General features: G+C 65.3%; 15 protein-coding genes. 7 read left to right on the plus strand and 8 right to left on the minus strand.

All coding sequences use genetic code 11. The annotated features are described in order from the left end of the window. Positions 1–332: 332 nt before the first annotated feature. The 4 genes from U5919_RS07220 to U5919_RS07235 are packed head-to-tail and all read left to right on the plus strand — an operon-like array spanning position 333 to position 4948. Positions 333–1400 carry a signal peptidase I gene (locus tag U5919_RS07220; protein WP_336023156.1) on the plus strand — a complete coding sequence of 356 codons (1068 nt, stop codon included), beginning with the start codon at positions 333–335 and terminating at the stop codon, positions 1398–1400. Continuing rightward, positions 1393–2535 carry a hypothetical protein gene (locus U5919_RS07225; protein WP_336023157.1) on the plus strand — a complete coding sequence of 381 codons (1143 nt, stop codon included), beginning with the start codon at positions 1393–1395 and terminating at the stop codon, positions 2533–2535. The genes U5919_RS07220 and U5919_RS07225 overlap by 8 nt, the downstream gene beginning before the upstream one ends. Then, a complete protein-coding gene (locus tag U5919_RS07230; RefSeq protein WP_336023158.1) occupies positions 2532–3632 on the plus strand; it encodes a hypothetical protein in 1101 nt (366 codons plus the stop codon). The genes U5919_RS07225 and U5919_RS07230 overlap by 4 nt, the downstream gene beginning before the upstream one ends. Next, positions 3629–4948 (plus strand): hypothetical protein, encoded by a 1320-nt coding sequence (locus U5919_RS07235; protein ID WP_336023159.1) that lies wholly within the window; start codon positions 3629–3631, stop codon positions 4946–4948. Before U5919_RS07230 ends, U5919_RS07235 begins: the two co-directional genes overlap by 4 nt. A 19-nt stretch (positions 4949–4967) precedes the next feature. Here the strand turns inward: U5919_RS07235 and U5919_RS07240 are convergent, their stop codons facing one another. After that, entirely contained in the window at positions 4968–6251 is a 1284-nt protein-coding gene (locus U5919_RS07240; protein WP_336023160.1) for an HAD family hydrolase, read from the minus strand. A gap of 97 nt (positions 6252–6348) precedes the next feature. Here U5919_RS07240 and U5919_RS07245 point away from each other — a divergent pair, with 97 nt between their 5' ends. Beyond that, on the plus strand, positions 6349–6789 hold the full coding sequence (locus tag U5919_RS07245; RefSeq protein ID WP_336023161.1) for a DUF5799 family protein: 441 nt from the start codon (positions 6349–6351) through the stop codon (positions 6787–6789). Between the two features lie 101 nt (positions 6790–6890). Then, positions 6891–8423 carry an RtcB family protein gene (locus U5919_RS07250; RefSeq protein ID WP_336023162.1) on the plus strand — a complete coding sequence of 511 codons (1533 nt, stop codon included), beginning with the start codon at positions 6891–6893 and terminating at the stop codon, positions 8421–8423. A 216-nt stretch (positions 8424–8639) separates the two neighbouring features. Here U5919_RS07250 and U5919_RS07255 read toward each other — a convergent pair whose 3' ends face one another. From U5919_RS07255 to U5919_RS07265, 3 genes are all read right to left on the minus strand, one after another. Then, positions 8640–9002 carry a VOC family protein gene (locus U5919_RS07255; protein WP_336023163.1) on the minus strand — a complete coding sequence of 121 codons (363 nt, stop codon included), beginning with the start codon at positions 9000–9002 and terminating at the stop codon, positions 8640–8642. A 147-nt stretch (positions 9003–9149) separates the two neighbouring features. Beyond that, positions 9150–9383 (minus strand): DUF7385 family protein, encoded by a 234-nt coding sequence (locus U5919_RS07260; RefSeq protein ID WP_336023164.1) that lies wholly within the window; start codon positions 9381–9383, stop codon positions 9150–9152. A gap of 95 nt (positions 9384–9478) precedes the next feature. Then, complete coding sequence (locus tag U5919_RS07265) at positions 9479–10192, minus strand: DUF7117 family protein (protein ID WP_336023165.1); 714 nt, start codon at positions 10190–10192, stop codon at positions 9479–9481. Between the two features lie 477 nt (positions 10193–10669). On the opposite strand from U5919_RS07265, the gene U5919_RS07270 reads away from it, so the two are divergent. Beyond that, complete coding sequence (locus U5919_RS07270; RefSeq protein ID WP_144900841.1) at positions 10670–10966, plus strand: PadR family transcriptional regulator; 297 nt, start codon at positions 10670–10672, stop codon at positions 10964–10966. Positions 10967–10972: 6 nt separating this feature from the next. On the opposite strand, the gene U5919_RS07275 is transcribed toward U5919_RS07270, so the two are convergent. The 4 genes from U5919_RS07275 to U5919_RS07290 form a co-directional block, all read right to left on the minus strand. Further along, positions 10973–12301 carry an AI-2E family transporter gene (locus U5919_RS07275; RefSeq protein WP_336023166.1) on the minus strand — a complete coding sequence of 443 codons (1329 nt, stop codon included), beginning with the start codon at positions 12299–12301 and terminating at the stop codon, positions 10973–10975. Positions 12302–12365: 64 nt separating this feature from the next. Continuing rightward, on the minus strand, positions 12366–13001 hold the full coding sequence (locus tag U5919_RS07280; RefSeq protein WP_336023167.1) for a hypothetical protein: 636 nt from the start codon (positions 12999–13001) through the stop codon (positions 12366–12368). Positions 13002–13154: 153 nt separating this feature from the next. Further along, on the minus strand, positions 13155–14135 hold the full coding sequence (gene fen, locus U5919_RS07285; RefSeq protein ID WP_336023168.1) for a flap endonuclease-1: 981 nt from the start codon (positions 14133–14135) through the stop codon (positions 13155–13157). 64 nt (positions 14136–14199) lie between these two features. Continuing rightward, the gene (locus U5919_RS07290) at positions 14200–14841 is read right to left on the minus strand and encodes a GNAT family N-acetyltransferase (protein ID WP_336023169.1); all 642 of its coding nucleotides are present in this window, start codon (positions 14839–14841) and stop codon (positions 14200–14202) included. Between the last annotated feature and the right edge of the window lie 19 nt (positions 14842–14860).

A 14860-nucleotide genomic window follows, 5' to 3' on the forward strand; every position in this document is an offset into this window, starting at 1 on the left:
CACCCCGTCGCAAGTGACAGCGCCACCTTGCGGAGATCGGGGCGGAAGTTCGTTCCACGCAGAGAGCTTAACGCGTCGTTACCCCGTCGTCATAAAAAACGTGCAGTGGAGCCACGGCGCGTTTCGTCCGGTAAACACCCGTTTATCGCGGGACGATCGCGGGCTAATCGGTGGATAGCTAAGCCCGATACCGCGGTTCGGACTCGTGTGAACGGGGAATACTGGGACGTCGGCGGGCCGAAGTCGATCGCAAGTCGAGCGGACGCTCCGAGCGCTGTGAATGCGAACGCCGGTCGGGAGGAGGCATCCGAACGCCGGCGGGGTGGAGACCAATGAGCCTGCGTGATCGCGAGGACGTTCGAAGGGCGGCCAACGTCGTCGGGCTCCTGCTCTTGATCGCCGCGGTGGTCCCCTTCGTCGTCTACGGGGCCCCGCAGGTCGTCGGAGCCGACCACGGCTTCGTCGTTCTCTCCGGCAGTATGGAACCGGCGATGTCGCCCGGCGACGCGATCATCGTCCGCGAGGCGTCCCCCGAGGAGATCGAAGAACGAGACATCATCACCTACCGGACCGACAGCGACACGCCGACGACGCACCGCGTGGTCGACGTGGTCGAGCAGGACGGGAGCGTCGCGTACGCGACAAAGGGTGACGCGAACGAGGACGCAGATCCCGGATCGATCGCGCACGAGCAGGTGATCGGCGAGGTGCTGTTCGTCATCCCGCTCTTGGGATACGTCGTCCAGTTCGTCAACACAACCGTCGGGTTCGCCGCCCTCGTCGTCCTCCCGCTGCTGTTGTTCACGCTCTCGGAACTCAGAGCGCTCCTGCGCTCGGTCGACGACGAGACCAACCCGAACGAAGCAGCGGCGGACGGCGGCCAGCGCGACGCGCCAACACCTGAGACCCCCGACTCGGAGAAACCAGTGGCTGAGGACGAACCCGAAAGCGGCGGGTCGATCACGCTGACGAGATCGAGTCTCCAGTTGCTCGGACTCGTCTTCGCGCTGTATCTCCCCTACAGCGCCTACGTCGCGTACACGACGAGAGCGGCGTGGTCGATCACGGTTGCGGTCGCGACCGGCATCGCACTGCTGTTCGTCGGTGGTCTGTACGCGGGAAGCGGCGGACAAGCGTCGACGAGCGATGAGCAACCGGCGACGAGCGATGAACAAGCGGCAGGGGATGGTTCGTACGATGGACTCGCCGACGGCGGGTCCGGAACCGACTCGTCGGTGTCTCCGAAACGCAGCGTCGAACCCGACGGCGGCGAGCGCGTGTCTCACACGGACGGTCGCGGCGACTCCGACGGCGACTCAGCGCGCGGAACCAGCGCTCCCGAAGCCTCCGCCGTCGAGGACGCCGGGAGACCGGGTTCGGGAGGGATCGACGATGGCTGACTCAGGACCCGAACGCTCGAATCGGCTCGAGCTCTCCCGACGGGGGGTCCTGTACGGCGTCGCGGCCGCCGGTGCGGCGGCGACCTCCGGAAGCGGCGTCGCTGCGTTTCTCACCGACGAGGAGCGCGCCGGCGCGACGTTCACCGCCGGGACGTTGGATCTCGACGTGGAGGTGCAACAGCCGAAATCGTGGCGCGACGGAACGTACAGCGGCTCGATCGGCGTCCACGAGACGAAACACGCGGAGTTCGAGCTGTCGATCGATTCTAATCCCGCGTTCGTCTGGCTGCTCAGTCCGTGTCCAACGTGCGAGCCCGTCGAACAGCGCCTCGACGTGCGCTTGGAACTGACTCGGTCCGGGCGGGAGCCGTTCACGCTCTTCGACGGGACGCTCAGGGCGTTCCGCGAGAACTTCAGCGGCGGCGAGTTGCTCTCGACGGACGCGCTCGCAACCGACGAGACGTGGACGCTCTCGCTTTCGTGGACGTTGTTCGCTCCCGTCGACGACGACGTCGAGTTCGATTTCAGCTTCCGAGCGGTGCAGGCGCGACACCTCGAAACGCCGCAGGAGTACGATTTCGACCGGCCGGCCTGCGAGGACTGCCCAGACGACCCGCCGGTCGAGTGCGGCAAAGACATCAGCTTCGTGGCGTTTTGCAGCGATCAAGAGATCGACGAGGCCGATGTCGCCTTCTCGAGGAAGGAGTGCGGCGACACCGGCCGAACGGCGACGCTCGAAGTCACCGACATCCCCGACCACGTCGACGAGGTGCTCCTGAAGTACGCGACGAATCTGGACGTCTTCGAGTACGACGGTGAGCCGACGCTGTTCAGCGTCACCACCGGCGGACACAGCGACGATCTCTCGTTCGTCGCCACGTACGAACAACAGGGCAACGAATACCCCGAAAGCGGCGACCCGCCGCGACGCAACAGCGACCCGTGTCCCGGAAAGTACTGGCTCAAATCCGAGGCCGATGGAGGGATCGAAACGGGTGACCCGGGGCAGAGCGACGGTCCGCCCGGGCAAAGCGACGATGGTCCGCCGGGCCAAGGCGAGGACGATCCGCCCGGGCAGAACAGCCTCAGCGGGTTGGATCACGAACCGTCCGGTGAGCCGGAGGTGAGCCGATGACACGACCTCGCTGGCTTCCGATCGACCGCTCGCAGGCGATCGCAGCGGTGCTGGCACTCGCGCTCGTCGCGTCCGCCTCCGGAGCGGCGACCACCGCGCTGTTGTCCGACCGAGAGGACGTGAGCGTCGAGTTGGCGGTCGAGCGGTCGCCGGTCTCGTCGTTCCACGTCGAGCCGATCCGTGTATGTGAGCCCACGACTGCGGAGAACGGGGTCGATCCACAACTGATAGAGCAGTTCGAAGTCGAGGGCGACGGCTGCGCGAACATCTCGATCTGGGTCTCGCAATCGTGGGTCGAACAGTCCGCCGGCGACGTCGACAACGTCGTGATCGGCCACGACGGCGGATCGGGGTGGACGTTCTTCGAGACGACGGTCGCCGCCGAGCGAGACGGCTGGTACAAACTCCGAGCGACGACCGACGGGTTCAGCCCGTTCGGCCTGTTCGTCGCCAACGAGTCGGTCGCGGGGACCGAAGCCGGATCGGCCGTGATCAACGAGTCCGATGCGACCAACGAGTCCGAGTTCAACGGAACCGATGCGACCAACGAATCCGCAGTCACCGACGGCGGCCTCAACGAGAGTACGGACGGAAACGGAACGGCGACGGCGAACGAGTCGACAGAAAACAACGCCACGGCGCAGAACGGCACCGAAAGCCCGCCGGATACTGCGAATGGTACACAGAACGGCTCCGCTTGGAAGACAGGAGACAATACGTCGTCACCGGCTAACACCAGCCAGTCATCGACGAGCGATGACGAATCGACCACCGAGGGGGGAGCGAGCCCCAACGGCAGCGCGACGAACGACGAGGCGACCGACCAGACACCCGATGCAACCGATGGCGAAAACGAGTCGACAACCACCAGTACCCCCGACGGTGAATCGGAATCGAAACCGACTGACGATGGCGACGACGCGGAGAACTCGTCATCGGAGTCAGAAACGGACAGTGAAACGCCAACGACCGCCCAACCGACCGAAGCGGAGAGCGAATCAACGGAACGCACGCCCACGGAGGACGAATCGACGGAGAACGAGTCGACGCCGACCGACGAATCGGCGTCGCTCTCACGCGTGGTGATGAGCCGATGAGCGCCGCCGACCTCCCGGTCTCGATTACGGGGACGCAAATGCTCGTCGTCGCCGTCGCAGCGCTGGCGGTCGTCGGCGCGGGGCCGGGGCTCATCTCCGATGCGCTATCGGGCGGGCCAGACCAACTTGCACCGCCCGGTGTGAGCGACTCGCGCGGGCCGACCGCCGAGATCGGTGTGACCACAGCCGACCCGCCGAACGTCAGAAACGACGAGGGGACAGCCGGCGTCGTTGCCGGAACGGTCGGCGGTTCGTTGATGCTCGACCAACCGGCCGATCGCGTCGATCTCGTGGTCCGGAGCCGGCTTCCGAACGGTAGCTGGACAGTCCAGCACCGGACCTCGATCGAACCTGTCGACGCACGGGAAATCGCACTCGACGAGGCGCTCGGTCCGCGATTCACCTACCTCGACGGAGACCAATCGAACGGCTTCGACGTCGACACGCCCGGTTCGAGCGTGCGGCGAACCGGGGCGATCTCCGTCACCGCTCGGCTGTTCGTCGACGGCGAGGAAATCGAATCCGTGACCGACACGGACGAGTACGGTTTCTTTGTCGACCGCCCCGCGGCGACGACGACCGATACGACGGCCGACGAAAGGGAGTCGTCCGGATCGGAGGACGAGGGCGACGAATCCCGGAGTTCGCAGTCGTCGACGTCGGAGACGGACGTGCGGTCTGCGGGTGACGGGCCAGCGAAATCAGACGGTACCGTCGGCGGCAGTGGAGACAGTGGCGACGGCGGAGACGGAGACGAATCACCCGACGTCGGCGACGCCGGTGATTCCGTTAGAGACGACGACGCCGGAGACGACAGCAGCGAGGACGAAGCGGACCGTCGGACGCTGCTGTTCGGGACCGACAACGCGCTTCCCGGGAGCACGGGAGAAGACACCGTGACCGTCTCGAACCCCGCGGACGAAGCGGTGACGGCGACCGTCGCGGTCGGCGCGCCGATTGACGAGGAGAACGGGCTGACAGAGCCCGAATCCGAGGTTGACGAGACGCCTGAGGTCGGCGAACTCTCCGAGTACCTCGACGTGAAGATCTGGGTCGAAACCGAAGACGGGCGGCAGCGAAACGTCGTCGGCGGCGACGGAAACGTCATCGGCGGCAACGGGTACGTCCCGCTCGCCGACGCGGCCGAGTCCTCGAAGTCGTTGGATCTCGATCCGGACGAATCAGTCACGGTCGTCGTCGAGTGGCGGATCGCCGGTGACGTCGGCAACGAGATCCAATCTGACAGCACGACGCTGTCTGTACACTGCTCGTTCGAGTCGACGACGACCCTCTCCTCGCCGATCCCGCTTTTATAGACCCGTTCGACCCCCGTTGCTACCACTCTGAGAGCTGATTCAGCACCGAGATAATCCGCAGAATCGAGCCCGCATCACCGGGGTCGTAGATCAGTTCGTCCGTCGAGCGGACGTGTTCGAGGACGGATTCGGAGGCGTGTTCCGGTGCCGCCGCGAGCCCCGCGTCAGACGCTTCGGCCCACTCCATAATCCGGAGGTCCGATTTGCTGTCGCCCATCACGAGACAGAACGGATCGTCGATGTCTAAGACGTCGAGTGCGCTCTGTACGCCGGTCGGCTTATCGAGGTCGAGCGAGCCGATCTCCGCGGCGTCGGCGTGATAATAGGCGACGTCGATGCGGTCGAATCGGGATCGGATCTCTGTCGGGATTCGCTCGACGTCGCAGTCGGGCGTCGCATCCTGCTCTGCGAGCACGGCATCGATTTCCGGGTCGGCGGCGGCGTAGTACGCGCGTGCCCAGTCGATCGATCGACCGGAAGAGTCTGCCGGTGCGTCGCGCGCTTCGATGCCGACGTTCTCGACGCCCTCGACGGTTTCGACGACCGCCTGTCCGAGCAGGTCGATCAGATAGACGAGGCCCTCGTCGATGACCTCCTCGGCGGCGTCGCTGCCGACGTCGAAGTTCGGCTTCAGCGTCACGTTGAACTCGTTTCCTTGGAGGTGCAGCGAGCGTCGCAACTCCGCCGGGGCGGCGGTGAGCACGCGGGAGCGGACCAGCGAGAAGACCTCTTGAATCTCCTCGTCGAGCGTCTCATAGAGGAGTCGCTTCGTGTCGGATCCGTGACCCGGGGTGAACACCCCGGTCCCGGCCTCGTAGACGATGCTGAACGAACCCGAGTGGACCAACTCTGTCCCGAGTCCCTGAATCATAAATCCCTTCACGTTTTCGAGGGTCTGACCCGTGCAGATCACGATCGGGATCCCCGTTTCGTGCAGTTCCGTCAGGAGGTGCAGCGTCTCCCGCGGAATCTCGTTGTCGGTTCGACCCGCAGAACGGAGCGTCTCGTCGACGTCGAGGACGAGCGCGTTCACCGATCGCCCGTACTTCGAGTGGAGATCGAGCGCGGAGAACGTCTGCTCGCGCGTCGCGCGGGCGGCGATTTCGGCCATCGTCTCGCCCGCTGCGAACGACTGCGCGATCTCGCGCTTTCGGCCGTCGAGCTCGTCGCTCGCGTCCTGCCAATACTCGAGTGCGACGCGGGAGTCGACCGGCGGAAAGAGATCGACGAAGTTCTGCAGATCGCGGAGCGTGTCCGTCTCGTACTCCTCGTAGAGTCGATAGAGGAGATCGTACCGATCCATACCGAGTTCCCGTCCCCCGTCGGTAAAAACACACTCCTCGAACGCGACGCCGGATCTGAGGGAAACGCTCAAACCGTCGACTGACCAACGGACGGGTATGGCAGACTGGACCGACAGCATCGTCGGGGATCGAATGGCTGTCGACCGCGAGTTCAACGACCAAGTGGAACACTCCGAGTTCTCGAGTCAGGAGTGGGGGCTCATCATGACGGCGACCGAACTAGATATCGAACACGCCGACGACCCCGAGCACGCGCGGATTGTCGCCGAAACCGAGAAGCTGCCACAGATTATGCCGGAGCTGGATAACGTCCGCAAACAGATGGCGCAGATGGGCGGCGGCGATCAATCGAGCGGTGGCAGCGGCATCCTCGACTCGCTGAAGGGGGCGCTTGGTCTGGGGAACGGCACCGGACAGTCCGACCAAGAGCGCCTCGAAGCGGCCGAGCGACTGACGCAGGCGTACGCCGACGCGCTGCAGTCGCACTTGGAATCGAACGGCAAGTGGGAGCAGGTCCGGATCGCCTACCAAGAGTAACCGGCCGACGACTCGGCGGACCGACCGCGACGGCCGGCGATGTCCGTCTATCGGCCGCACCGAAGGGAACCCTTTCCTCCCGGGCCCTCGTTGCACGTTGTATGACCGAACACGCTGACGACAGCGGCGGCGAAGTCCGCGAATACGACGGAATCCGACTCGAACGCGTCCGCGAGTACGTCTGGGAGATTCCGCGCGACGGTGAGATGCGGGTCCCCGCGCGGGTGCTGGCGAGCGAGGCGCTGCTCGACCAGATCGGCGGCGACAAAACGCTCCAGCAACTCCGCAACGCGACGCATCTCCCGGGGATCGCCGAACACGCGATCTGTATGCCCGACGGCCACCAAGGCTACGGGTTCCCCGTCGGCGGCGTCGGCGCGACGGACGTCGAGACCGGCTGTATCTCACCGGGCGCGATCGGCTACGACATCAACTGCGGCGTCAGGATGATGCGGACGAACCTGACGTACGACGACCTCGTCGGTCACGAGGAGGAACTCGTCGACACGCTCTTCGCGAACATCCCTTCCGGACTCGGCGGCGGTGGCATCGTCGAAGCCGATCGCGACACGCTCGAAGCGATTCTGGATCGCGGCGTCGACTGGGCGCTCGAACACGGCTACGCCGTCGAGGACGACCTCGCTCACTGCGAAGACGAGGGGATGCGCCCGGACGCCGATCCGAATGCCGTATCACAGAAGGCCAAAGACCGGGGGAAGAACCAGATCGGGAGCCTCGGCTCGGGGAATCACTTCCTCGAAGTCCAGCGGGTCACCGACATCTACCGTCCGGAAGTGGCCGCGGAGTTCGGACTCGAAGAAGAGCAGATCGTCGTCCTCATCCACTGCGGCTCCCGCGGACTCGGCCACCAGATCTGTTCGGACTACCTGCGAGAGATCGAGAAGCGCCACGGCGACCTCCTCGCGGAGCTCCCGGACCGGGAGTTGGCGGCCGCGCCCGCCGGCTCGGAGTTGGCGGAGGAGTACTACGGCGCGATGTGCGCGGCGATCAACTTCGCGTGGGTGAACCGCCAGCTGATCATGCACCGGACTCGGCGCGTCTTCCAGCGCGTCTTCGGCAGAGACTGGGAGGAAATGGAGATGGAACTCCTCTACGACGTCGCGCACAACATCGGCAAAAAAGAGATTCACGAGGTCGGCGTCGACGAGGACGGCCGTCCCGCCAGTCCCGACGAAGCGGTCGAGCGGGCAGAGCGGGAGCTCTACGTCCACCGAAAGGGGGCGACCCGCGCGTTCCCCGCGGGTCGACCGGAGCTTCCCGCGGCGTACCGCGACGTGGGCCAGCCCGTCATCATCCCCGGGAGTATGGGTGCGGGCTCGTACGTCCTCCGCGGCGGCGAACACTCTCTCGACGTCTCCTTCGGCTCGACGGCCCACGGCGCGGGCCGGACGATGAGTCGGACGCGGGCAAAGAAGGAGTACTGGGGCGAGACAGTGCGAGAAGAGCTCCGCGATCAACAGAAGATCTACGTGAAGGCGCAGTCGGGCGCGACGGTCGCCGAGGAGGCACCCGGCGTCTACAAGGACATCGACGAGGTGGTTCGCGTCTCCGACGAGTTGGGCATCGGCGACAAGGTCGCACGGACGTTCCCGGTCTGCAACATCAAGGGGTAGGCGTCGCTACCGACGCCGAGGGGAGACGCCACTACCGACTCCAAGGGAGAATTTCCGTGGTTTCGGGGGCAAACAGGCGGCGCATCGACTCGGACCGCGACGGCGCGCCGCGCACCCGCCGTGACCGTCGCGGTCGACGTTCAACTCACGGGGGCGTTGGCCTCGCCTTCCGATAAAAAGGCTCGTGCGGAAGGGCCGTCGGTCGCCCCGGCCGCGTTACTCCAGTTCCTCGATGAGTTCGACGTGATAGCCCTCGGGGTCGGTGATGAAAGCGAGACGAACTTCGTCGCCGATGACTTGCGGCTCCATCACGACGGTACTGCCCCACTCCGCCTGCGCTTTTTCGACTGTCGCCGCGGCGTCGTCGACGGCGATAGCGACGTGATCGATCCCCTCGGGATCCACCGGTTCGTCGACCACGAGGAACTGAATCTCCGCGCCCCCGTCGCTGCCGACGAACACCATCCGTTGCCCGTCCAATTCGGCCTCCCTCGTCCGTTCGAGGTCGAGAAGCGATTCGTAGAAGTCGAGCGTCGCGTCGATATCGCTGACGTTCAGCGCCGCGTGAAGTACGTCCATCGAACGTAGTTGCACGGCATCAACCGATAAAGGTACGGCACGTCTCCGATCAGCTGTCGGGCTGACTCCTCGATCGGCTCTTCTTCTCCTCGGTCGAATCTTATTCTCCCCGATTGATCCTTCGTCAGTCGTACAGTCGGGCACGATTCAACCGTGTGTGCACACGAGGAGCCGATCCGACTCGCGGGTCACGCAGAGTCGGTCGGCGTCGGAAAGGTCGAACGAATGCGACCGCTGCTCAGTGAGGAGAATCCGTCCGAACGGATCACCACAAGCGGGACAGGAGACGTCGTCTCGGTTCGCGTAGAGCGTGACTTCGCCGTCCGAGCGGAGCAGTTTCATCCGATGCCGGACCGCGTGCTGGTCGAATCTCTCTCCCATCGGAAGAACGGTGCGTCGCCGCCCGGCAAAACCGTTGTCGTCGGAGGAATTGGAGCGGTCAGAGGCGTCCGAGTCGTCGGAGGCGCTGTTCAGGCTCAGTCCATCTGCGAGAGCCGCTCTTCGGTCCTGACCAGCGCCGTCTCATCGTCCTCGGTCAGATAGGCGACGAGATCTCGCGACGCCCGCACGAGCCGATCGGACTCCGCGACCGGCACGTCTCCCTGAATCGCCTCGATACGTCGAAGGTGCGTTTCGAGCGTCTCACGGACGCGGCCCGCGGCCGCGTCCGGGTGGTCGTCGAGCCACGCGCCGAGGTCGCTACAGAAGGTCGAAAGGACCTCGGCGTACGCCAGCCCGCGGGCGGCGGTCATCGAGTCGGGAACCGACGACGGGTCCGTCCGCTCGCCGTCGTCGGCACCGCGGAGCAGTTCGAGGACGTACAGACGCGCGTCATCGGTGGGATCGCGGGCGCGAACCAAGACGTCGACGGCGTGCAGTAGCTCCGCGGCCGCGAGCACCGTGTCGTCGACGGGCCGCAGGGCACCGCCGCGGACGAACCCCCGCTGTCGGACGTAGTCTCGCAGCGTCGCCTTCAGTTCCTCGGCGACGTCTTCGAGATCGGTGTTGTCGTCGAGTTCGGCGCGGTGCGGAGACAGATCGAGCGTGACAGCGCTGTCGGTGTGGCGCTCGCGCTCACCGACGCCGACGCTCCGGAGGCTCCCGCAGTCGGGGCAGTTCACCGTCCCCGTCTCGAAGTACGACCACTCGCGCTCGCACTCTTTGCAGCGGCGGTGGCCACGAATTCGCATATCTGATTCTCGGGGCCGACTCGGAAAAGCGCGTCGCGAACGGCAGCGGTCGTCCGAGACACCGAACCGTCTCGCCGTGGCCGATATATTTATGTGTGGCAGTCGGCTACCTCCGGGTGACGCTTCGCTTTGGAGGGCCGAAGCGTCAGCGGGGACCAATTCAGGGCGGCAAGCATCCGCGTGTTTTCGCGCGGCTTGCTTCCTTTTCGATGCGCACTGTTGTAGAGAGCCACGTGAGTCGAGACTTCAGCGGCGAAACCGTGTCGAGGTGCAGTCGTCTCCGCATCGTCACGGGTAGGAAATATATCAACGCAGACATATTTGTACACTGACGACGGAGTGGTAAATTGGTAGATATATTCGCGTAGAGCCCTCCCACCGATACCGACGCTTTCCGTCAATAATGAACGCTCCACGTACTACAGCGGGTCGATATGTTTATTTTGGAGAACACTAATATACAAGTAGAATACTACAATGTACGACTTGACAGGATTTCAGCGCGACTTGCTGTACGTAATCGCCGGTCTCGAAGAACCCCACGGGCTCGCGATCAAAGAGGAACTCGAAGAATACTACGAAAAGGAGATCCACCACGGGCGGCTGTACCCGAACCTCGACACCCTCGTCGAAAAGGGGCTCGTCGACAAAGGTCAGCGCGACCGGCGGACGAACTACTACACGCTCACGCGACGCGGCCGACGCGAAATCGCGGCGCGAAAGGACTGGGAAGGCAACTACATCAACGTCTCCTTCGAGGGCATCGACGACTGAGACCACTCATCGAGGGCGCGAGGAGAGATCGCCGTCGAACTCGAAGCCGCCGGTCTCATCACGCGTCTCGGTTCCGCCGTCCGCCTCGGTGCCCGTGCGCTCTCTCGACGATTCATCGCTCCGTCCCGAGCGCTGCTGCTGTTCTCGTTGGCCCGCCGTCTCGCGGGTGTCTGACCCGGTTGCTGCCGGAGACGTGTCCGGATCAGACACCGGACGAACGGAGTCGTCCGACACGATGGCACCGGGATCGACCGCGTAAGGGACGAGCGACTCCCGCGCGATCAACACCGGCAGCACGTGCCGCGCAAAGTTGACAACCAGCACGAGGATGATCGGTCCCAGAAAGATCCCGTACCAGCCGAAGAGCAGTGGGCCCAGCGTGTAGGCGATCATGACCGCGCCGACGTGGAGGTTGCGCCCGGAGACGTACGGTCTGAGCACCAGATCCGGAATCGTGTCGACGAGAATGAACGAGACGGCGACGAACGCCGCGGTGAACCACAGCGTTGTCGGATCGACGAGATACGAGGTGACGCCGAGATAGATGGCGACGGGGACGTAGACGAGTTTCATCCCGACGACGGGAACGAGGCTCGCCACCCCGGCGAAGAGACCGACGAGCGCCGCCACGGGGATCGCCACGCCGGAGGGTGCAAACAGGTTCAATATCGAGTAGGCGATGACGCCGATCGTCCCGGTGAGCACCGCGTTGAGGATGTTCCCGAAGAAGATGTTCGTGAAGTCGCGATCGACCGCGCCGAGGAACGCCTCCATCACGCCTCTGTCGTCGGCGACGCGGGCGCGCGCCCACCGCGAGAGCTTCCGGTCGTCTCTGAGCAGGTAAAACGCCAGGGCGATCATCGCGAACAGGTGGACGAGCCCGATGCCGATAAAGCCGAGAACGTCGGTCGCCGATCCGAGCGACGAGAGCATCTGCTGGGCCCGTTCGGCGGTGATCGACTCGAGTTCGAGGTTGACGAGCCGCTCGATGTCGGTTAGCCGCGCCAGTTGCTCCGAGGAGATCGGATACCGCGAGAGGTCGAACAGTCCCGTGTTCGTCAGCCGAATGAGCTCGCTCACGGCGATCGCCCCGGTGTAGGTGACGAGCGCGAGCACGGGGAGTGCCAACAGGAAGAGCGCGACCGCCGCGGCGAGGCTGGGCGGTCGGATCCGCGTCTTGATCCGCCGGTAGATCGGTCGCGTCGCGTAGTAGATGAAGAGTCCGAAGACGAACGTTCCGATAAAGGAGTAGATGACGAACGACAGCGCCGCTCCGAGGGCGAGCCCGACTGCCCACCACGAGAGCCGCGAGCGGCCCATCCCGAGAACGGACATACCGAACGGGGGTCGCGACGAGACAAAAATCTACCGTGCGGCAGGGTCGGCTCGAATCGCCCCGTCACCGCAGCGTTGCTGACTCCGTCCGCGATTCCGACACCGCGTCGGCGGTTCCAGTCCCGTGGCTCGTCTGCGCGGCGTCGGTCTCCGTCGCTGTGGCGGAATACTCGTCGGCGCACGCAACGGCCGTCGAAACGACGCGGGCTCGCACGCTGCCGTCGGGGCGGACCGCGACGTGCGTGGCCGACTCGTTGCAGTCGACGAAGTCCTCGCGGATTCCGAGACGGCGTCTCTCCGCCGTCGGCGGATCGACCGCGAGGACGTAGTCGGACGGCCGGAACACGTCGATGCGGAATACGCCGTAGGCCGGAAACGTCGGGGATTCCTCGACAACGGTGTTGGTGTCGGGTTCGGCGTCGATGTCGACGCGGGAGAGTCGGATGCTGACCGCTCGCCGGTCCGAGTCGTCGTTCCAGACCACCGCCCGGTGAGAGGTCGACGCCGACGCCTGACCGACGCGCCGCGTCTCGAACGGGTCCCCCGCGTCGAACTCCGAGAGCGCCCCGTCGCCGCTCTCCGGCAGCGGCGAGGGAGTCGGAGAGTCAGTCGTTTCACTTGTCGACGACAGCGAGAGGCAGCCAGTCAGCGGCGCGAGAGAGACCGCCGGGAGGGTCGAGAGGAAGCGGCGACGACGCATCGTCTCGGGGTACGAACGAGGCCGTTATACTGGTTCGGATAGGTCGAACGCGCGTTTGAGTTATCCGCGGAGTTCGAGTCGATTCGCGCCTGCGGTATCGCTGGCGACGTGGGCAGTCCGGGTCGATTTCGACGCCCCGATTCGGAATCGCAATCAGGTCCACTCGTCGAGGCCCGTCTGAACGAGCGAGGACTCGATGCGCTCGAAGCCGCGGTCGACTTCGTCGGCGGCGACGCCCCACTCGTCGACGACGTACGCCCGCGCGGCGTCGATGTCGGGCGAGATGTCGGTGTCGAACGCGTAGTCGTCCGTCACCGGCGGATCGAGGAACAGTTCGCGGACGCGGTCGGCGTTCTCGATGTACGCCTCCCGCGCGTCGAGGACGGCCCAGAGGTCGCCGTGCTCGCGCACGTCTGAGAGCGCCGTCTTCGGGCCGACGCCCGAGAGCCCCTCGTTGAAGTCCGTTCCACAGAGGATCGCCACGTCGACGAGCTGTTCGCGGGTGATCTCGTGCTCGGCGAGCGTCGCTTCGAGGTCCATCAACTCCGGGTTTCCCTTCGAGGTGAGTTGCCGGAGCGTGTAGGGCGCGCCGAACAGCAGCGTGTCGTAGTCCTCGCTGCCGACGTAGTCGACGTCACCGCGGAGCGCCATATGCGACGCCTGCGCTTCGCCCTCCGCGGGGGCCTCGATCATCGGTACGTCGAGCAGGTCGAGCAGGTCGCGCGTCGTCTCGTGGATCACGTCCGTCAATCGCTGCGTTCGGGCCTCGAGCCGGGCGGCGGCGACCGCGTCGCCGCGCTCTTCGGCGTCGGCTTTCAGTTCCTCGGCCTTCTCTCTGGCGGCGCGGCGCTCGGCCACCTCGTCGTCTTTGAGTTCGGTGACGCCGCCGTCGAAGACGAACACGGGAACGAGGTCGTGCTCGAAGAACTTCGGCAGTCCCTGCACGAGTCCGAGAAGGTTCGCGACCTCCTCGCCCGACTCGGTCGTGTACGCCTCCTCGCGCGTGAACTTGACCGTCGTCGTCAGGTAGCGGTACAGCCAGTTGTGCGCGTCGACGGCGACGACGCTCCCGGCGATCTCCTCGAAGGAGACCTCAGACAGCGCGGCGAGACTCCGTAGATCTGCGTTTCCCATTGGTGTGACGTGGGTATCGGGGCGATTTAATGCTCGGGGTTACTGTCCCGCCCCGACCGCGCTGTCACGCGCCGGGGACGTCGCACAGAGCGGGCGGATCCGCCCCGACGCGCTCGCGGAGGAACGACGCCTCGGGGTCGCCGAGGTCCCGCGCTCGGTAGCGGTCGAGTCCGGACTGATACGCCCTCATCGGGTCGCATTCGGGCGTCGCCGACGCGACGTCCAGACTCGCGGGCCGTTCGAGCACCAGCTCCGCCACCCCCGTCTCCTCGCCCGTCCACGCGAACCCCGCCTTGTACATCGCCTCGTAGGCGAAGGGGTTGTTGACGGCGATTCTGAGCCGCTCGTAGCCGCGATCGGCCGCGCGCGGGGCGACGAACGCCGCCAGTTTCGGCCCCAACAGCGACCCCTTGGCGTCGGATCGAACGGTGACGTAGCGGTACCAGAGGATCGATCCGTCGGTCCGGTCCGCGTTGAACGCGAGCGCAGCCACGATGTCGGTATCGTAGTCGCCCTCGGTTGCAGCGTCATCGTCGGCGATAACTGCAGTCGCTCCCGCGTCGGCCCCGGCGACACCGACGTCGGACTCGCGGACGACGGCTTTCCCCGTGTTCGACATCACGAACTTCCCCGCGTAGGCGAAACGCCGGTAATCCAACCGGAGCGTTGGCCCGTCGGGCGGCCACCCGAGCACGACGAACTCCATCGGGACGCGATACGTCGGG

This window comes from Halobellus sp. LT62, from assembly GCF_037031285.1.
Classification (GTDB): Archaea; Halobacteriota; Halobacteria; order Halobacteriales; family Haloferacaceae; genus Haloquadratum; species Haloquadratum salinisoli.